Below are 19,211 nucleotides of genomic sequence, written 5' to 3'. Positions count from 1 at the left end.
GGGGTAGAGGAATACATGCGACTGCATCCGATGCCGGAATTTGGAAGTTTTACGCTTTTGCTGGCCCTGGCGCTGAGCGTCTACACGCTGGTGATGGGTGGGGTGGCGCTGTGGCGGACGCGCGGGCTGGCTGCCGGTGTGGATGGCGGCGCAGGACGGTTGGGCGAGACAGCACGCCGGGCCGGAATCTCAAGTTTTGTTGCGCTCAGTTGCGCGGCGTTTGCGCTGGTCTGGGCGTCGTTCACGAATGACTACTCGGTCTCGTATATTCTGCACCATACCAATCGAGACCTAAATACAGCCTACAAATTTTCGGCGCTGTGGAGCGGGCAGGAGGGATCGCTCCTGCTCTGGGCCTGGCTGCTGAGCGCATACGGATTTGTTCTGCGGATGCGCCATCGCGTGGATGTGCGGCTGTCGGCGTTTGCTTCGACAATTCTGGCGGGAATTCAGGTCTTCTTTCTGCTTCTGCTGAACTTTGCGGCGCCTCCGTTCGCCATTCAGCCTGGGCCGGTGTCGACAGATGGGTTCGGGTTAAATCCGCTACTGCAGTATCCGGAGATGGTGATGCATCCGCCCCTGCTGTATCTGGGCTATGTCGGTTTTTCGGTTCCATTTGCGTTTGCTCTGGGCGCGCTGATGATGCGGTATCCCGGAGAAAAATGGATTCACATCACACGCCGCTGGACGATGGTGACCTGGATGTTCCTGACCTGCGGGATCTTCATGGGCGCGCACTGGGCGTATAGCGTGCTGGGCTGGGGCGGCTACTGGGGCTGGGACCCGGTAGAGAATGCGAGCCTAATGCCATGGCTGACGGGAACGGCATTTCTGCATTCGGTGATGATGCAAGAGAAGCGCGGCATGATGAAGAGCTGGAATGTCTGGTTGATCTTCTCGACGTTCATGCTGACGATTCTAGGGACACTTCTGACACGGTCGGGCATCGTAAGTTCGGTGCACGCGTTTGCGCAGAGTTCGATCGGCGACTGGTTCTACGGCTTTATCATCATCGTGTTCGCGATCTGCCTGTTCACCTTCTTCAAGCAGAAAGATCATCTGAAGTCGGAGAACAAGCTGGAGTCGCTGGTAAGCCGCGAGTCCAGTTTTCTGTTCAATAACCTCATCTTGCTAGCTGCCTGCTTTACGGTGCTCTGGGGAACGCTTTTCCCGGTGCTCAGCGAGTATGTGCAAGGGACAAAGGTTACGATGGGGGCTCCCTTTTATAACCGGGTGAACCTGCCGATAGGCTTGTTCCTGTTATTTCTCACAGGAATTGGACCGCTGCTGGCGTGGCGTTCCACGTCGCTGCGATCGATTCGCCGGAACTTTGTACTGCCATCCATTGCGATGGGCGTAGCTTTGGTGGTCTTGCTGGCGATTGGCATCAGACCGTGGGAGGCTGGAGATGACTGGCAAGCGACCCTCTTCTCGCTGGTGACGTTTACGCTGGCGTCCGGGGTAATTACGGCGATCTCAGCGGAGTTCCTGCGCGGAGCTTCGGTAGTGCGGACACAGACAGGAAAGAATCTGCTGGCATCGACAATCCTATTGATGCGACGGAATACTCGCCGCTATGGCGGATATCTCGTTCACTTCGGAATCGTGGTTATGTTTATCGGGATCGCGGGTGGCGCGTTCAACCAGTCCCATGAACAGGAGATGGGGTTTGGCGACACCCTGAAGCTGGGTCAGTACAGGCTGGTGTGCAAGAGCTACACCCAGGACAGCAATCCGAACTACGACACCGAGTACGCGCTGATGGATGTTTTCAAGGGCAGCCGACAGATCACGCAGCTTGCACCCGAGAAGCGGTTTTATAAGGCGAGCCAGACGTCATCGACGATGGTCGCGCTGCACTCGACGCTGGCGAGCGATCTGTATGTGATCTATGAGGGTAAGAATCCGGATACGGACCGGCCGATCATCAAGGTGTTTCTGAATCCGCTGATGAACTGGATCTGGATTGGCGTATTGATCGTCGTAATGGGTACAGTGGTGGCCTTGGTGCCCAATATGGCGAGGACGCCTGCGCGGGTTGCGGTTGAACCAAAGATGGAAGTGGCCGAGGTTCATCATGTTTAGCATTGTTTACAGTTTTTTCTCGTCACATTTTTCTGTTCGACTTTCTGTTCGCCGATGGACGCAGGCAGGGATCGTTTGTCTATTGGCCGTAGTGATGCTGGGAGCAAATCCTTCTTCTCGATTCGACAAGGCCGGGCACGAGATGATCTGCACCTGCTCCTGCGGACAGATTTTGTTGGAGTGTAACCATGTTGGCTGTCCTGTCTCGCCAGTAATGATTGGAGAGTTGCACTCATTGATGGATAGTGGCCAGTCGGATACGGCGATCTTCAATTGGTTTGCAGCGAAGTATGGGGCGATAGTTCTGGCTTCTCCGATGCGTGGCGGATTCGATAATGTGGCTTGGATTGCACCGATTACAGTGTTCTTTCTGGCGACGGTAGGGACGGGATTTCTCATCCGGATGTGGAAGCTGCGATCAGGACAGCGCATAACGGCGAACGCAGCAGGCCCAAGCGCGGGCGGGGATGAACTACGGGAACGGATACGACGGGAGACGGAGTACTGATGGGCATGATTGCTGGTGTGGTACTGACGTTTGCGTTGTTTGTATTCATCTTCTGGCCGGAGCGGAATCCATTCGTCCAGGCAGACAAGACGAGGGTAGATTATCTGCGCGAGCGCAAGGACGCGATCTACGAGAATCTGAGAGACCTGAACTTCGAGTACATGGCCGGGAAATATCCGGAAGAAGACTATGCCGAGCAGCGTGCCGGGCTGGAGGACGAGGCGGCGCGAGTCATGACAGAGATGGAAGTACTGGAAGCACGTGGAGATTTTGGGCGGCGGAGTAGAGCCTGAAGGTCTTGGCTTCCCTTCTTTGACGTAAACTTAAGCGTGACCTTTTTTACCTCTTCCCTGCGACGTGTTGTTGTGGCTGCTGCGATGTTGGCAGCTGTTTCTGGCTTTGCCTTTGCCGATTCGATCACCGGTGTCGTTACAAATAAGACGACGAACAAGCCCGCGGCTGGCGACGATGTGGTTCTGATTCGCCTGCAACAGGGGATGCAGGAGGCGGCGCGGACCAAGACAGATTCAAAGGGCCGCTTTACGCTGGACCTTCCGGACAATGGGCTGCACCTGGTCCGGGTGACGCACGACAAGGCAAACTACTTTCGACCGGCTCCTCCAGGGACCCAGTCGGTAGAGGTTGAGGTTTATAACGCCGCAGACAAGGTGAAGGGTGTGAGCAGCGAGGCGGATGTCATGCGCATCCAGACCGACGAGAGCGGCAAGGCGCTGCATGTGGTCGAGAATTTCTTTGTAAAGAATGAGTCGAGCCCACCGTTGACGCAGTTCAGCGACAAGCCATTTGAGTTTTATCTGCCCGAAGGTTCGGTAGTGGAGGGTTCGGCGGCGCTGGCTCCGGGTGGAATGCCGGTGCAGGCTTCGCCGGTGCCCGTGGGAGATCCCGGCCATTACACCTTTATCTTTCCAATTCGACCAGGCGAGACCAGGTTTCAAATTACATACCGCCTGCCCTATAGCGGAAGCATGAAGTTTGCCCCGCGGGTGCAGATGCCGACGGACACGGTTGCGATCATGATGCCGAAGAGCATGGGCTTCAAGCCGGGACCAGCTTCCCCCTATACTCCGGTGACCGAGGAGACGACGGCGCAGACGTACGTTGCGCGAAGTGTGCAACCCTCGCAGCCGCTTGATTTTACAGTCTCGGGCACGGGCCAGATGCCTCGGGATGCCGGTGCCGCCGCAACGGCCGGAGCAGAGAGCGCGGCAGGAGATTCAGCTCAGACAGGCCCTGCCCCCGCAGCCGGTACGGCAGCCAGCGATACGAGGCCAGGTGGCGGACTGGGAACTCCGCTTGATCCGGAGGGAACGAACGACCCCTGGGCAAAGTACAAGTGGTGGATTCTAGGCGGGTTGGGGCTGGTGATGGCAGTGGGCGCCGGGATTATGCTGAAGAATAACCCAGCACAGGTGTCGCGCACGGCTGCCGGTCTGGTTGCAGACGCGCCTGCTTCCCTGCTGACGGCGATGAAAGAAGAGCTATTTGCTCTGGAGACGGACAGGTTGCAGGGACGATTAAGCGAAAGCGAGTATATAGAACAGAAGGCAGCGCTCGAGGTTGTGTTGCGCCGGGCGCTACTGCGCGGCGAACAGAGCTCCGCTGCGTCCAAGGTAACGGGACCGGTTGCATGAGGGACTGACCAATGAATACGTTCAAGTCGACATTGCTGCTTGTAGTACTGACGCTGTTTCTTATATTGATCGGTGATCACTTTGGTGGACGGAACGGGATGATGCTCGCGTTTGTCATCTCGGTCGCATTCAACTTCGGAACGTATTTCTTCTCGGACAAACTGGCGCTGCGAATGTACAACGCGCAGCCGGCAACACGGGAGCAGCTTCCACGAGCATACGCAGCAGTGGAAAGGCTGACGGCGAAGCAGGGTCTGCCGATGCCGAAGATCTATGTGCTACCGACGGAGTCGCCTAATGCATTTGCAACGGGACGGAATCCGCAGCACGCTTCGGTCGCGGTGACGCAAGGAATTCTCCAGCTGCTTGACGACGAGGAACTGGAAGGTGTGCTGGCCCATGAGCTTGGGCACGTCCGCAACCGCGACATACTGACGAGCTCGATTGCGGCCACGCTTGCCGGGGCGATTACGATGGTCGCGCGAATGGGATATTGGGCCTCCCTGTTTGGCGGGGGCGGCGGAGGCGGTCGTGAAAGACGTGGCGGCGGTGGGCTGAGTGGCCTGCTGATGATTATCGTCGCTCCAATCGCAGCTTCACTGATTCAACTTGCGATCTCTCGGTCCAGGGAGTACGAGGCAGACGCGACAGGTGCGGCGGCGACCGGCAATCCGTATGCATTGGCACGGGCGTTGCAGAAGCTTGAAGAGTATTCGAAGCGAATTCCAATGCAGGCTTCGCCGTCGAACGCACATCTATTTATCGTCGCGCCACTCCTGGGAAGTGGAGGGATCGGAAGTTTGTTCTCGACGCATCCTCCCATGAAGGAGCGGATTCGAAGACTTATCGGAAGGGACCACGTCTGATCAACAGGAAGGACTTCATTTAGCATGCAGACTTTTTTACGGGCCCTACGGTTGTACGCGATGGTGGCATGGGTGGGCGGACTTATTTTTTTTGCGTTTGTGTTGGCCCCGGTTGCGTTTCATACCCTCTCAAGCGCGCATGACGCAGGGCTGATTGTGGGCGGAACCTTGCGGATACTGCACTCGATCGGCCTGATTGGGGGAGCGGTCTTCTACTTGGCGACAGGAATCCTCTGGCTGCGAGCGGAGGTACCGGCCAGAGTGGGGTTCGCAATTGAGATGGTGCTGACTGGCCTGATGATGGCAGTGACATTTTATTCGCAGTACAAGATACTGCCTGCGATGGATGTGGACCGGGCGCTGGCGGGTGGTCTAGTGGATGCGGCTCCCACAGATAATGCCGGACGGCTGGACTTTGAGCGGCTGCATGTGCTGTCAGAACGGTTGGAGGGATTTGCGTTGTTCTGCGGACTGGGCGCGGTGTTCTTCCTATCGCGCGAGTCGCAGTGGCCGGAGACGGGTAAAATCGTTAGACCATGATAATCAGGGTGCTGGACAGGCAAGAGACCTGTAAGACGTCTTTTTTTGAGGTTTCGATCAAGACAGCGAAGGGTGGCGATATTGTGACGATGCGCCACGGCCGCTAGCGGTGTCGGCGCTATGGTTGAGCCTGACGCTGGGACTGGTGGCGGGACTGGCGGATTACCTGGGTGGATTTCTTTTAGTGAGACGGTCTCCTTCCGCGCGGGCGCTACGCTATTTTGTCGCACTGGGCGCGGGTTTCATGCTCGCAGCGGCTTTGCTGGAGATGGTTCCCGAAGGACTGCACGTCAACCCAAAGTGGGCTCCGCTGCTGATTCTGGCTGGGTACTGCGGTGTGCATCTACTGGAACATTCGCTGGTGCCTCACTTCCACTTTGGCGAAGAGACGCACCACCATGAGTTTCTTTCGGCTAAGACGAGCTACTCGGTACTTCTGGGTCTGGCGACGCATACGTTCTTCGATGGGGTCGCGATCGGGTCGGGGTTCGTGTTATCGCACTGGCTGGGCTGGGTGCTCTTCTTCGCAGTATTTCTGCATAAGATTCCCGAAGGCTTTACGATGGCAAGCGTCATGCTCGCGGGTGGGCGCGGAAGGGCGATGGCCCTGAACTCGGCGTTGTTTCTCGGGGCAATGACGGTACTTGGGGTGTTGGTCATCAACCTGGAGCCAAACTGGGTGCGTGCGGGGCTGCCGCTATCGGCGGGCGTGACGATCTATGTCGCCGCAACGGACCTGGTACCCGAGGTGAACCGCGAGCCAGGAATCAAGATGGCGTTGGTGTTCTTTGTCGGGGTAGTGGTGTTCTTTCTGTTGCGATTGCTTGGACCCGGTTAAGCGTCGTTAGCCAACTCATCAGGAAGCTGGCTGGAGGATGAGCGTCACGGTGGCGACGTGCTGCAATATGCTGCCGGTTGCCGTCGTGGCCGTGCCGGTGACGGTGACGGTAATGGTGTAAGTCTTCGTAGCGGCGGCGGTGCCGAGCGAGCCTGAAGAGTTGACGCGATCGCCGCAGCCAGTCGCAAAGATCATAGGCAGCGTAACAATCGCCAACAGAACAAGTCGCCGCACGAAGCCGCGGGTGCGGAGACGAAGCATCAAGCAGGCACCAGGACACAGCAGGAGAGCCCAGCCAATGGGCGAACGGCCGCGAGTGCTGGCAATGGTCTGTGGCGTCGCAATGGTCAGGGTAAAAGTATTCGTGGGAGAACCGGGAGGGATGTAGCCGGGGTTGAATGAGGCGATAGCGAGATTGGGGAGACCGCTGGCAGCAAGGGTAATCTCACTGGCGAGTGCGCCCTGTGGCTGAACAGCAAAGGTAAAGTTGGCGGAGCTTCCGGAGAGGATTGTCTGGGTGGAGGAGCCGGTGGCGGCGAGGGTAAAGTCGGATGGGAGAGTGGGCGTGCCCGGGCCGATGGTGACCTGCTGGGACACGGAGACGCTGGCGGAAAAGTTGGTGCTGCCGTTATAAACAGCGGTAAAGTTATGGACTCCTTGGGCAAGTGAACTGGTGGAGAAGACTGCATCGCCGGTGCTGGTGAGAGCCGTGGTGAGGATCGGAACGGAGCTGTCAAGGAGAGTGATGATGCCTGAAGGCGTGCCGGTGGTGGTGCTGGCGACGTGTACGGTGAGCGTGGTGGGCGCGCCGCTGGTTGCTGTCGCGGTGAGGTTACTGAGGGTTATGACCGTGGCGGCAGGCGTGATGGTAAGCGTGGCCGGGGTAACACTGTAGTTCCCTGCTGCCGCGCCGGTGAGGAGCGCAACGATGGGGTAAGATCCCACGGGTGAGAGGCTGGCGGCGGTGGTAGAGAAAGTAGCAAAGACATTACCGGCATCTTGAGCAAGAACTCCGGCGATAGATCCATTGAAGGTGGGGATGGGTTGGCCGTAGACAGCGGTTGTCGGCATAACTGCGGCGGTAAGAGGTTGCGGAACGATTTGGAGACTGAACAGAGAGCTTTGTTCAGAGAGATGGCTCTGATCCCCGGCATAGATAGCGGAGAGAGTGTAGTCGCCTACTGACAGGCCGGCGGTAGATAGAGTAACGACATCTCCGACCAGGGACGCTGTTCCTAGTGTCGCCGTCTTGGCACCCGAGATATTCACGAAGGTGACTGGACCAGTGGCCGTACCGGAGGCCGATAAGGATGCGGTGATCAGGCCAGTACCGTAGACGATGACAGCAGGAGCAGTGAGGGTGAGGGATGAAGCAAGACTAGGGCCCAGGCCCGTAATCGTCTGGATGTTCGTAGAGGGGGCGGGTTGGGCTTCGAGCTGTCGGATGCGTTGGTTGGCAGTGTCGGCGAGAGTGACGAGACCAGACGGGGAAAGAGTTGTGGTGCGAGGCATATCCACGGACGCGGAGATGGCAGGACCGCCGTCGCCGGAGAAGCCCTGAATCCCGGTGCCAGCAACCGTGGTGATGACGCCGGTGATGGCATCGATACGACGGATGCGATGATTGGAGACGTCGGCAAGGTAGAGATTACCGGCGGCGTCGATGGTAATCCCCTGAGGGAGAGCCAGAGCGGAGGTTATGGCAGGCACGTCGTCGCTGGAAAAACCTGCGATGCCAGTGCCGGCAATAGTCGTGATGATACCAGTGGAGACATTAAGCCGACGGATGCGATGGTTGTGGGTGTCGGCGAGGTAAAGGTTGTTGGCAGCGTCGACCGCAAGGCCCGTAGGAGAGTCGATGGTCGCAGCAGTCGCGAGAGCATTGTCGCCAGAGGAGCCCTGAATCCCTGTACCGGCGACTGTGGTGATGATGCCGGTCGTGAGGTTCAGTCTGCGGATGCGGTGATTGCCGGTATCGGCTATATAGAGGTTACTGGAGTGGTCGAGCGCGAGAGCCGTAGGAAGATCAAGCTGAGCTGTGGTGGCGAGGCCGTTGTCACCGGAGAAGCCAGCGGTGGTGCCAGCGATGGTGGTGATGATGCCGGTCGTGAGGCTGAGTCTCCGGATGCGGTGGTTGTGGGTGTCGGCAATATACAGATTATTGGCGGTATCAAGCGCAAGTCCCTGCGGAGAATCAAGCATTGCGTTCGGGCCGGAGCCGCTGTCCCCAGAGAGGCCCTGCGTTTCAGTGCCAGCGACGATCGTAAGTTTGCCCGTGGTGTCGAGCAGGCGGATGACGTGATTTGCGGTCTCAGCGAAGTAAAGATTGCCTGCGGCATCGAAGACGATGGCAGAAGGAAGAAGGAGCGACACCGAAAGTACAGGGTCAGAGGCGGTCTGCGCGGGCGCGGCGAAACAGCAGACAAGATGGAGCAGGAGCGAGAGTGCGATCCGGAGAGGAGCGTGCTTGTGACGCGAGGGAGAGAGGCTCTGCTTACCCATGAAGGACCGGCGCGTTGGCGATTTCGCTTGCGCCACTGGTCTTACTTTACCTCAGGATTTTCCCGGCGGATACGACTTTTGATACTCCTGTGTTCTCGTTGGCCGACTGCCAGCTTTGCAAAGGAGGAGACATCTTTTATTCAGCGATGGTGCGATTGCGAAGCTGGCCCAGCTTTTCGATGGTGACAACGACTTCTTCGTTGGGCTTTAGCCAGCGCTTAGGGTTGCGACCGAGCCCTACGCCCTCGGGGGTTCCAGTGGAGATAATGTCTCCGGCTTCGAGAGGAGTAATGCTGGAGATGTAAGCAATCATCTCCGGAAGCTTGAAGATGAGGTCGCTAGTATTGGAACTCTGCATGGTCTCGCCGTTGATGGTGAGGGAGATGTCGAGCGCGTGAGGATCGGCGATCTCATCAGCAGTGGTAATTGCCGGGCCAAGCGGGGTAAAGGATGGAAATGATTTGCCGAGAGTCCACTGCGAGGTGGAGAGTTGGATGTCCCGTGCGCTGACGTCGTTGAGAATGGTGTAGCCAAAAACGTACTGTCGCCAGTCAGAGGCGGATATCTGGTAGCCGGGTCGGCTGATGACAAAGGCGAACTCGGCCTCATAGTCAGGCTGGGTGCTAAGCTTCGGCAGAATGATGGGATGGTCGGGACCGACGACGGAACTCGAGAGCTTCATGAAGACAGTCGGGACCTTCTGGACCGGCATGTTCGATTCGTCAGCATGTTTTTGATAGTTGAGACCGATGGCGAAGATGCGCGGCGGACGCTGAATCGGGGCAAGAAGAGTGACGCTGGCAAGAGGCAGGCGCGGTAGTCGGGATAGCTTCGACTGGATCTCCTCGAGCGCCTTGCCGCCGCCAGCGATGATGTCCACAACAGTGGGGTAGCCGAGCGCGGAGAGATCGACAACATCATCGCCGGCGAGAACTCCAGGAGTCGGAATGCCCAGGCTCAGAGTGGATGCTGCGACGGGAGAGCTGGGTGTAAGAGGCTGTTGATCCGCAGTGTCCGACTGCGTGGAGAAGGTTACAATTTTCATGCGTGATTGCTCCTGACCTCACTCCAGGCTGCGCCGGTTGGGTAGGCGAAGCGGATGAGGGAATCTTTGCGGATCTGGATACTGTAGCCGGGCTCTTCGGGGAGGAGATAGTGTCCGTTGCGAATGTGCACCGGGGTAAGGAAGTGTTCGTGGAGATGATCGACGTACTCGATGACACGATTCTCAAGCGAGGCAGATACGCTGAGATAGTCGAAGGCCGCGAGGTGTTGAACGTACTCGCAGAGGCCGACCCCGCCTGCATGAGGACAGACGGGCACGTCGAACTTGGCTGCGAGCAGGAGGATTGCAAGGTTCTCATTGACCCCGGCGACGCGGCAGCTATCGAGCTGTACGACGTCTATAGCTTTCGCCTGCAAAAACTGCTTGAACATGATGCGATTGTGGCAGTGCTCACCGGTTGCGATGCGAACCTGCGGCACCTCGCGGCGGATGCGAGCGTGACCGAGAATGTCATCGGGGTTCGTGGGCTCTTCCATCCACCAGGGCTTCAGCTCGGCAAGCTGGCGAGTGCGTTCGATGGCTTCTAGGACGCCCCACTTCTGATTGGCGTCGACCATAAGCTTGTTGGTCCAGCCGATCTCTTCACGTACAGTTCGTCCGCGGTGGAGGTCGTCTGCGGGATCGCCACCAACTTTGAGTTTGAAGTGAGTCCAACCCTCGGCGAGCGCTTCATGGCAGAGGCGGCGAATCTTTTCTTCCGAGTAACCGAACCAACCGACCGAGGTTGTATAAGCGGGATAACCGGTCTCGCGGAGCTGGGCGAGACGCTCCTGCTGGCCCTCTCTCCGTGCGATGAGGAGATCGAGCGCTTCGGAGCGCGAGATGGCGTCATCGATGTACCGGAACTCCACGGCTTTGAGAAGTTGAGCCGGATCGAGGTCGACGAGTAGCTGCCAAAGAGGCTTGCCTTCAGCGCGAGCATAGAGATCCCAGACAGCGTTGAGGAGCGCACCTGTAGCGAGATGGATCACTCCCTTCTCCGGTCCGAGCCAGCGGAACTGGCTATCGTCGGTAAGCTGCCGGGAGAAGGCACCCAGGTCCTCTGTAAGAGAGCTCAGCGTACGGTTGACAACATAGCGGGAGAGGTAGCGAACAGCCTGAACCACGAGGTCGGTACCGCGTCCAAGGGTGAAGGTAAGGCCATGACCTTCGAGGCCGGAGTTGGTCTCGAGGATGCAGTAGGCTGCTGAGTAATCAGGGTCTTTGTTGACAGCGTCTGAACCAATGCTCTCCTGCGACGTCGGAAAGCGCAGGTCGATGACACGGACGGAAGTAATGAGTATCTCGTTCAACTTTTCGTCTTCACTTTCTGGGTGAATTGCGTAATTTAATTCGAGGTGCGTGAACTAAGCCGCAGTCCAGCCACCATCGATCGGAATGAGCGCGCCGTTGATAAACTCTGCCTCGCAAGAGCTGAGATAACGCACGAGGGAAGCAATGTCCTCTGGCGTACCCAGGCGGCCGATGGGCTGGCGCGCGACTAACTCAGCCCTAACTTTTTCCTTTTCGTGAGCGTGATATTTTTCGAGATAGCCTTCGACAAAGGGAGTCTGGACTGTGCCTGGAGCGATGCAGTTAATGCGCAGCTCCCGAGGGTAGTCGACCGCGATCTGGCGCGTCATGGCCAGGACGGCTCCCTTGCTGGCGCAGTAGGCAAAGCGCTGTTTGACACCAACCGTGGACGCCACAGAACCTATGTTGATGATGCTGCCATGCGATGCCAGAAGCAGAGGAAGCGCAGCCTGGGTGACGAGAAAGACGCCATGGACGTTCACGCGCATCAGGCGGCTGAAATCTTCTTCGGAGGTATGAGCTATATCGCCGACCAGGCCTATACCTGCGTTGTTGACGAGGATATCGAGATGGTCGATCTCACGAAAGACCGCGGCGACGGAGGCGGAATCGGTAACATCCATTGCGAGAGCGCGGGCGTTGGGGAGCTCAGCGGCGAGGGATTGGGCGGCGGAGAGGTTAAGATCGGCGATGAGAACGTGCGCTCCTGCACGGGAGAGCTCGCGTGCAGTAGCTGCGCCGATACCGCTAGCCGCTCCGGTAATGAGGGCAATCTTTTTTTCCAGGCGAAATGAATCTGTCACAGGTTGAACTTCCCTTTCGTCCACAGTGGAAGCATACCTCTTTTCCTAGCGGTTTCGTCTGAAGAAATTTTGGCGCTGAGTTCCCTGTGAAACGGTCGTATATGTGCCGGTGATAGTCTTCGGTTGACCCGCACGGCGAGACCGAAGAAAACAAATATGGAGGAAGCATGCCACGACACTGTTTTGCGCTTGATCTGAAGGATGACGAGAACGGAATCGCCGCATACAAGCGATATCACGAGAAGATATGGCCTGAGATCAAGCAGAGTTTGCTTGACGCAGGAGTCGCGAAAATGGAGATCTATCTACTGGGAACACGAATGTTCATGATCATGGACGTGGTCGACGGATTCTCGCTTACGGCGAAGGCTGCTGCGGATGCCTCGAACACCCGAGTCCAGCAATGGGAAGCGCTCATGCGCACCTTCCAGCAGCAGTTGCCGAACGCGGGCGCCGAACAATGGTGGACAGAGATGGAGAGAGTATTCGACCTGAAGGAGCAATAGGGCCGGTCGCCCTGCGTGGGATGAATGCAGAAAGCCCCGGGAAGAGTAGATCCCGGGGCTTTCTGTTGACGTTTTGCAGCGTGGGTTAGGGGATCGCCTGGTAGCGACCGTTCGTAAGACCCATCGAGTACGGCTGATAGAGGGGAACGGCAGCACCGACAATCTCGGTGATGAAGCTGGCGCCGTCTCCCGCGACCCAGACGTTTCCTGCTTGATCGATGACCAATATGCGGCTCGAGTTCAGGTACGTGGAAGGCCTCTGGAAGCCAGTTGAGGGAGAGGTGGCAGTTGGCGTATCGCTAATCTCGCTTATGCTACCGGTGGAAGTGCCATTGGTATTGTTAGGAAGCCAGGTGTTGGAACGGCCATCGATGGAGATCGCCGTAGGGCCGGCGATGCCTGCAGTGGTTGCCGTGAAAGGCCAACCGGTAGGAGCGGCATAGGAACCCGAATGCAATACAAGGGACGTAACCGCATTCGTATCCATCGCCGAGACGAAGACGCTGTTGATCTGGTTGATGGAGAGTCCGTAGGAACTGCCCGAAGTGGCAATGGGAGCTGTCACGAAGCCGTTCATAGCTGACCCCGAGGTGCTGGGGGATACCTCTGAGACGAAAGCGGCACCGGAGGAGACCCAGATGTTGCTTGGGTTCGCAACCTTGTTGACCTCGCCCTGGAAGTCGGGCATCAGCCGGATGGGATAGGTACCTACAGTACTGGAGATCTGTACCGGGGTGACCGCAGAGGGTGCTGCTGTTCCGTTCGGCAGTTCATACAAAGATCCATTGGTTGAGGAAAAGTAGATGTTGCCGTTACCGTCCGTGGTAACGCCGAGGACCGCTACGCCGGCTGGCATCGCGAGCATCGTCTTAAGCGATGGGTTGTAACGGTAGACGCTGTTGCCTGCACCGGTCCAGATGTTGCCGTTGATGTCGACGACACCTCCACTCTTCGATCCACCGCTGCCAACCTGGAGGCATACGGTAGGAATGCCTGCCGCGGAGATCTCGACGAGATTTCCTGTGCTGGCCTGGGAGTTTGCAATCCAGAGATTGTCGGCATTATCGATTCCAATATCGGCAGGGCCGCTGATGAAGCCACCTGTTCCGCCGGTCGGTGTACCGCAGGTGCTGGTGCTGTTGTAGTTGATGGCAACAGTCCAATCGGTCGGCTGCGTGTTGAGAGCCGGCTGGTAGGGACCGGAAAGCCCACCGGCAAGGCCAAAGATCGTGTTCATATTGGACGTACCGGCTGCCGTGCTGGTCGGATTCGTCAGCATGTAGAAGAGTGCCTGAAGCGTATCCTTGGCTTTGGCGTAAGAGACCGGGTTGTTGGTCGTGGTATTGGGTACAGGCGGAACTGCAGCGTTGAAGAGCGTCGTGCAAGGAGTCGCCGTCGCACTTGCATTATCAACGCAGGCGGCCATGATATTCGCAAGCAGGCTGATCTTGCCCGGTTCGGGAGTTGCGTTCATGGACACAGCAGAATTGATGTTGCTTGTACCACCTGTGGCTGCATTGAGCGTTGTCGTACCAGCTACACTCCCGTCCGCCACATTCGCGAGAAGAGCGATCGTGTTCTTAAGGTTCTCGACGATAATCTTCTGGGCTCCCGTGCCGTCCGCCGAAAGTGTGTCGAACGCCGGGTTGAAGAACTGCTGCGCCGCAACCATGGTAGCCGCCGTTGTGGCTTCGCTGAGATGAAGAAAGTGCGGCGTCCCCAGATTGTTGCAGACGTCATAGATGCCAAGGAACACGGCAGCGGTATTGTTGGCAGAGCTGCCATCGTTGAGGGTATTTCCACCCTCGGATATGACATAAACCAGAGGATTTGTGGTGCCGCTCACGGTGGGGCAGGAAAACTCGTTGGCAGTGGTGGGGGTCTCCCCGTCAGTTGCGTCCTTTGTAAAGGAGAACGCTCCTGTGCTATCGGTCGTAGTCGAAGCCGCAAGCGCGGGAGCCGCGGGAGCCTGGCCCGCATACCAGAGCTGGACTGCGGCACCGACCACGGGCTGGTTACCGCCGTGCACACGCCCGCTAAGGGTAGCCGCAGTGCTAAAAGAGTTTGTGTCTGGCGCCGTGCTTGTCATATTCGAGCAGCCCGCAGTGAAGATCGCGCACGAGGCGAGCAATGCGAGCGCGCTTCGCTTTGAAGCTGTCAGCTGGGCAAAATAGTTGCCAATCATGGGTGTTCCCTCCAGAAGGTGGTGGTACGGTTTCGAGCAGATTGAACTTTCGAAGCTGAAGCTACAGACATGAAGTGAAGAGGAGAACGACGTCTGAGAAACTAGTACTAGTTCTTTTTTGGGAAACTGGATCAGAATGTGAGAATAATATTCGATTTTCTCCAAATATCTCGCGTAGTTTATCTTTAGCGGTCCCTTGAGAGTTAGTAGTCGCCGACAGGCAGATCGTCCTCTACCGGAAGATACTTATTGATGACTTCCCATGGAGCATAACCCGCTACCCGGGAATTGCCCGTAGTACTTTCGGGTCACATCTCTGTATCTATATACGAGGCCTTTGATGGCTTACTCTGCGTCAGGCGATAACAGTACCACGGAGCCATGAGAGGTGGCAGTTCCAATCGGGGTTCCGGCTCATTTCTTCGATAATTCTCGGTAAAATTGAATAACATCTACCAAAACGAGAGATTCTCGCTCTCGTGGAATGCCTATCCCCTGCTGCCCGACACTCCGATTGGCCGTCCGAAACTAGCCCACAAAGCTGCGATCAAATGAGTTTAGAGTTTACAAAAATGCCGCATCCGGTACACCCTATTTACTCATTGATAACTATCCAACTCATATTAAATGAGAAGATTTTCTGAGAAGATTCGATCTTGCCAACGAAACGGCGATGCCCGTCAGACCAATCTCAAAGTGCCTTCTTCTCTCTTGGCAACTTTTGCCAGAGGGTCTAATCTATGCAGGATATTGATCTGGCAATTAGCGCACCATCTGGAGACAAGCCATGCGAACAGGTTCAATACCCTTTGCAGCAACATTAGCTCTTTCGACGGCTCTCTTCGTCGGCGGATGCAAGAGCTCTCCTCCTCCACCTCCTGCGCAAGGTCTTAACTCGGACGGGACGGTGGCCCCTCAACCCAGCACCCCTACAGCTGCGAATCCTTCGACGGCTGCTCCGCCTCCTGCAACTGCGCCAGCCCCGGCATCGGAGACGTCATCTGCACCACCGCCAGCGCAGCCGGCAGTACAACCAGGCCCCGCCATGGTGGCCGAGCCCCCACCCCCTCCACCGCCGCGCAAAGTAACGGCAGCAGCAGGTAGCGCGGTGACCGTTACCATTACAGAGCAGCTCAGCGCGAGCCACAACAACGTCGGGGACGGGTTTACGGGCGTGCTGGCAGCGCCTCTCCGCAGCTCCGGCGGCGCGACCATCTTTCCACGCGGAGCCCATGTTGTGGGTACAGTGGTCGCCGCAAAGGGACGCGGTAGGTTCAAGGGGTCAGGCGCACTCGGCATTGCGGTGACCTCGATCTCCGGAACGCCCGTCAGCGTGACCTCTTACGAGAAAGATCAGAGCGGAAAGGGCAAGCGCACCGCAGGCTTTATCGGCGGAGGCGCAGGTGGAGGCGCTCTGATTGGCGGCCTGGCGGGTGGCGGCAAGGGTGCGCTGATCGGTGGTCTACTGGGCGCCGGCGCGGGCACGGCTGGAGCCGCGTTTACCGGAAACAAAGACGTCGTAATCCCTTCGGAGTCAACGGTGACCTTCCACCTGACGGCGCCGGTTACAGTTACACTTCGGGACTAGATCCACCCGATCCAATCTGCTCCCAAAAAGCACCCGCTCTTCACGTGAGAGTGGGTGCTTTTTGATGTAGTCGAATTTACTGGAAGCAAAGTCTCAAAAGTAAACAGCAGGATGAAGCGGTAGACTGACTCAATGCGGCTCAATCCTGTTTTTCTACTATCTGCCACCGACGTCGCGCACTTCCCCGCCGAGTCCAAGACCTACGGAGCGCCGGAGATAGCGTTTCTGGGACGCTCGAACGTAGGCAAGTCTTCCCTCATCAATGCCCTGCTTGGATCGAAGCAGGCACACACCTCATCTACGCCTGGACGAACGCGGGCGATCAACTTTTTTGCTTTGCACGAAGGTTCGGGAGACAAGATGAAGCTGAGGCCCACGCTGATCTTCGCCGACCTGCCGGGATACGGGTACGCTAAGATCTCGAAGTCCATATCGGCCGAGTGGCCCAAGTTTATCGAACCCTATCTGGCGGAGCGGGAGACGCTGGCGCTTTGCATCTGCCTCGTGGACACGAACATTCCACCGCAGGCGAACGACACCCAGCTGATTACCTACTTCAAGCAGACGCAGCGCCCATACCTGGTGGTTGGAACGAAAGCTGATAAGCTGTCGAACAACGAGTTGGCGAAGTCGGTAGCTGCGTTGAAAAAGGAGCACGAGGTCGACGAGATTCTTGCTGTATCGGCCAAAACAGATGCGGGAACGAAGGCCCTATGGGCGAAGCTGCAGGAGATCGCCGATTAAACGTAGCCGTTGGCTCTCGCCTGTTGGAACGTCAGACCAGCAAATTAGCGACGGGAGATTTCATGAAGAAGTTTTTCCTGCTGATGATCTTGTTTACCGCCACCCTGCACGCGCAATATGAGGGCCTTTGGGAGGGGTACAACGGCGAGTGGAGCCATGTCTCAAAGCAGCTGATCGCCCTGGCGGAGGCCACACCGGCGGATAAATTCAGCTGGCGCCCTGCGCCTGGAGTGAGGTCGACCAGCGAGGTCTACATGCACATCGCGGTGGCAAACTTCTATCTGCTGAGCGTGACGGGATCACCGATGCCATCGGAGATCAAGGCCAGCGAAACAGAGGATCAGATCGAGAGATCCCTGACGTCCAAAGCGGATGTTATCGCGTTCCTAAAGCGATCGCTCGATGCGGTGAGGACCGCCCGCGCCCAACTGAAGCCGGGAGATCTCCAGCGCAAGGTCAGGATCATGGATAAGGATGCGACTGTGGACGGTATGTATCTCCGCATTCTCGTTCACGACAACGAGCATATGGGGCAACTGATCGCCTATGCCCGAATGTCGGGTGTGGTTCCACCGTGGTCGAAGTGATGACCAGAATTTCTAATGAAAAGGCGACGTTGGCGCATCTACCATCGGCACAAAAAGGAGACTGCACTATGCGTAAGAGATATCTGATGACGATATTGGTTCTGATGACGGTGCTGCCGGCGATGGCGGCGAAGTTCAAAGGCCGGACGATACTAAAGGACGTGAATCCCACAGGGGCAAGCGATAAGGATCATAAACATCAGCAGTACGACCTGTTCTTCACCGGCACGGACAAGCAGTACACCTGCAGGACCGATGGAAAACACTCGATGAATGCAACCGACTTCGTCGTCGGAACCACGATGAAGTACGAGGTCAACGGAAAGAAAGGTAAGCTGACAAACCCGGATGGTAAGGACGTGGACTGCAAGATCGTCCGTGTAGAATTGCTGAGCGCCACGCCTTAGCTTTGAGGAAGCAGCGTTTTGATCTGGCTGAAGACGTCAGATGGCTTCCACTCGTTGGTGGGATACCAATCGACGATCCTGCCGTCTTTGCCGATGAGTACCGTAGAAAGCGAGTGCGTGAGAGATCTGCTATCGCCGGGAGTAACGCCTACGTTGAAGAACTGCGTGACCGTAGGGAGATCTTTCTCCGTGGGCGCAGCGAAGTCCCAGTGGGCGAATCTCTCATTGGTGTAGTTGCCGGTATACGCACCGCCGTAGCTGCGTAGAACCTTAGGCGTGTCGTAAGCAGGATCGAAGCTAACGGACAAAAGATGTGTCTGGTCGTAGAGGGCTGGCTCCGCTGCCAGAGCGTGGTCGATCTCAGCGAAGTTCCGGCTCATACGCGGACAGAAGTCAGCCAGCTGGCAGCGAGTGTAGATGAAAGTCATCAAGACAACCTTGCCCTTGAACTGAGAGAGGTGAACAGTACGTCCGCTCTGGTTAAGGAGAACGAAGTCAGGTACCTGGTCGCCGGTAGTGGGCACGTGGTATTGAATCGCGGGCTTATAGTCAGGTCGCGCCTGGGCGATGACGACAATATTGTCGAGGCGGATATTCGTATACCCCTCGGAGGAATGGTCAGCAAGAACGGTCGCGGTGATGCGGTCGCCTGGGTGCAGTTCGCTGACGACGCTGGGGTCCCTGAGCTTGTACTCCATGGTCATAGCTTCCATAAAACCGGGGACGTTTTCGCCGTCGAGCGTAACGCCAGTGGACGTGGTGGCCAGCACGCGTCCACGGATAGTGAAAGTCTTCTGATCGCCTGCGTTTGTCTTCGGCGTCGGCCTCGGCGTCTTGGGCCCGCAGCCGGAGAGCAGAGCCAGTGTGAGAACAAATGGGAAGAGCAGCTTGCGCGACAAAATTGACTCCTCTTCCCATGATAACTGGCTGAGGCCCGAAGCATCGCCAATATGGCAAGCGCCCCGTCAGGCTGGGCACATCACGTATTCCATACGAGCCTCCCGAAGGTGGCCTGAGGGCTGCGAAGCAAGTCGCACGGGC

Annotated in this window: 18 protein-coding genes; 12 read left to right on the top strand and 6 right to left on the bottom strand. The window is 57.3% G+C overall.

Translation table 11 applies throughout. The annotated features are described in order from the left end of the window. The first annotated feature begins 15 nt into the window (after nucleotides 1–15). The 7 genes from GSQ82_RS07130 (at nucleotide 16) to GSQ82_RS07100 (ending at nucleotide 6,489) form a co-directional block, all read left to right on the top strand. Nucleotides 16–2,085, top strand: a complete 2,070-nt coding sequence (locus tag GSQ82_RS07130; protein WP_254061477.1) for a heme lyase CcmF/NrfE family subunit — start codon at nucleotides 16–18, stop codon at nucleotides 2,083–2,085. Beyond that, entirely contained in the window at nucleotides 2,078–2,593 is a 516-nt protein-coding gene (locus GSQ82_RS07125) for a cytochrome c-type biogenesis protein CcmH (protein ID WP_158791605.1), read from the top strand. Before GSQ82_RS07130 ends, GSQ82_RS07125 begins: the two co-directional genes overlap by 8 nt. A gap of 5 nt (nucleotides 2,594–2,598) precedes the next feature. Continuing rightward, on the top strand, nucleotides 2,599–2,886 hold the full coding sequence (locus GSQ82_RS07120; RefSeq protein ID WP_371417176.1) for a hypothetical protein: 288 nt from the start codon (nucleotides 2,599–2,601) through the stop codon (nucleotides 2,884–2,886). A gap of 36 nt (nucleotides 2,887–2,922) precedes the next feature. Next, the gene (locus GSQ82_RS07115) at nucleotides 2,923–4,245 is read left to right on the top strand and encodes a carboxypeptidase regulatory-like domain-containing protein (protein ID WP_158791603.1); all 1,323 of its coding nucleotides are present in this window, start codon (nucleotides 2,923–2,925) and stop codon (nucleotides 4,243–4,245) included. A gap of 11 nt (nucleotides 4,246–4,256) precedes the next feature. After that, on the top strand, nucleotides 4,257–5,111 hold the full coding sequence (locus GSQ82_RS07110) for a zinc metalloprotease HtpX (RefSeq protein ID WP_158791602.1): 855 nt from the start codon (nucleotides 4,257–4,259) through the stop codon (nucleotides 5,109–5,111). Nucleotides 5,112–5,135: 24 nt separating this feature from the next. After that, a complete protein-coding gene (locus tag GSQ82_RS07105) occupies nucleotides 5,136–5,651 on the top strand; it encodes a DUF4149 domain-containing protein (protein ID WP_158791601.1) in 516 nt (171 codons plus the stop codon). A 124-nt stretch (nucleotides 5,652–5,775) separates the two neighbouring features. Further along, nucleotides 5,776–6,489 (top strand): ZIP family metal transporter, encoded by a 714-nt coding sequence (locus GSQ82_RS07100; RefSeq protein WP_254061476.1) that lies wholly within the window; start codon nucleotides 5,776–5,778, stop codon nucleotides 6,487–6,489. Between the two features lie 18 nt (nucleotides 6,490–6,507). On the opposite strand, the gene GSQ82_RS07095 is transcribed toward GSQ82_RS07100, so the two are convergent. The 4 genes from GSQ82_RS07095 to GSQ82_RS07080 form a co-directional block, all read right to left on the bottom strand. Beyond that, a complete protein-coding gene (locus tag GSQ82_RS07095) occupies nucleotides 6,508–8,991 on the bottom strand; it encodes an Ig-like domain repeat protein (protein WP_158791599.1) in 2,484 nt (827 codons plus the stop codon). Nucleotides 8,992–9,127: 136 nt separating this feature from the next. Then, nucleotides 9,128–10,036, bottom strand: a complete 909-nt coding sequence (locus GSQ82_RS07090; protein ID WP_158791598.1) for a fumarylacetoacetate hydrolase family protein — start codon at nucleotides 10,034–10,036, stop codon at nucleotides 9,128–9,130. After that, on the bottom strand, nucleotides 10,033–11,349 hold the full coding sequence (locus GSQ82_RS07085; protein WP_158791597.1) for an L-fuconate dehydratase: 1,317 nt from the start codon (nucleotides 11,347–11,349) through the stop codon (nucleotides 10,033–10,035). The genes GSQ82_RS07090 and GSQ82_RS07085 overlap by 4 nt, the downstream gene beginning before the upstream one ends. A 54-nt stretch (nucleotides 11,350–11,403) precedes the next feature. Further along, the gene (locus GSQ82_RS07080) at nucleotides 11,404–12,153 is read right to left on the bottom strand and encodes an SDR family NAD(P)-dependent oxidoreductase (RefSeq protein ID WP_158791596.1); all 750 of its coding nucleotides are present in this window, start codon (nucleotides 12,151–12,153) and stop codon (nucleotides 11,404–11,406) included. 167 nt (nucleotides 12,154–12,320) lie between these two features. On the opposite strand from GSQ82_RS07080, the gene GSQ82_RS07075 reads away from it, so the two are divergent. Beyond that, nucleotides 12,321–12,659 (top strand): L-rhamnose mutarotase, encoded by a 339-nt coding sequence (locus GSQ82_RS07075; RefSeq protein WP_158791595.1) that lies wholly within the window; start codon nucleotides 12,321–12,323, stop codon nucleotides 12,657–12,659. Nucleotides 12,660–12,744: 85 nt separating this feature from the next. Here GSQ82_RS07075 and GSQ82_RS07070 read toward each other — a convergent pair whose 3' ends face one another. Further along, nucleotides 12,745–14,844 carry a hypothetical protein gene (locus GSQ82_RS07070; protein ID WP_158791594.1) on the bottom strand — a complete coding sequence of 700 codons (2,100 nt, stop codon included), beginning with the start codon at nucleotides 14,842–14,844 and terminating at the stop codon, nucleotides 12,745–12,747. Nucleotides 14,845–15,631: 787 nt separating this feature from the next. On the opposite strand from GSQ82_RS07070, the gene GSQ82_RS07065 reads away from it, so the two are divergent. The 4 genes from GSQ82_RS07065 (at nucleotide 15,632) to GSQ82_RS07050 (ending at nucleotide 18,170) form a co-directional block, all read left to right on the top strand. Further along, complete coding sequence (locus GSQ82_RS07065; RefSeq protein ID WP_158791593.1) at nucleotides 15,632–16,432, top strand: hypothetical protein; 801 nt, start codon at nucleotides 15,632–15,634, stop codon at nucleotides 16,430–16,432. A 132-nt stretch (nucleotides 16,433–16,564) separates the two neighbouring features. Continuing rightward, the gene (yihA, locus tag GSQ82_RS07060; RefSeq protein ID WP_158791592.1) at nucleotides 16,565–17,176 is read left to right on the top strand and encodes a ribosome biogenesis GTP-binding protein YihA/YsxC; all 612 of its coding nucleotides are present in this window, start codon (nucleotides 16,565–16,567) and stop codon (nucleotides 17,174–17,176) included. A gap of 62 nt (nucleotides 17,177–17,238) precedes the next feature. After that, a complete protein-coding gene (locus GSQ82_RS07055; protein ID WP_158791591.1) occupies nucleotides 17,239–17,763 on the top strand; it encodes a DinB family protein in 525 nt (174 codons plus the stop codon). Between the two features lie 68 nt (nucleotides 17,764–17,831). Then, nucleotides 17,832–18,170 carry a hypothetical protein gene (locus GSQ82_RS07050; protein ID WP_158791590.1) on the top strand — a complete coding sequence of 113 codons (339 nt, stop codon included), beginning with the start codon at nucleotides 17,832–17,834 and terminating at the stop codon, nucleotides 18,168–18,170. Here the strand turns inward: GSQ82_RS07050 and GSQ82_RS07045 are convergent. Continuing rightward, nucleotides 18,167–19,069: an SCO family protein gene (locus tag GSQ82_RS07045; protein WP_158791589.1), complete on the bottom strand. Its 903-nt coding sequence runs from the start codon at nucleotides 19,067–19,069 to the stop codon at nucleotides 18,167–18,169. The genes GSQ82_RS07050 and GSQ82_RS07045 overlap by 4 nt on opposite strands. Nucleotides 19,070–19,211 lie beyond the last annotated feature (142 nt).

The organism is Granulicella sp. L60, from assembly GCF_009765825.1.
Classification (GTDB): domain Bacteria; phylum Acidobacteriota; class Terriglobia; order Terriglobales; family Acidobacteriaceae; genus Edaphobacter.
Note: the sequence above shows the minus strand (reverse complement) of the source record. Positions and strands in the feature narration are given on the sequence as shown.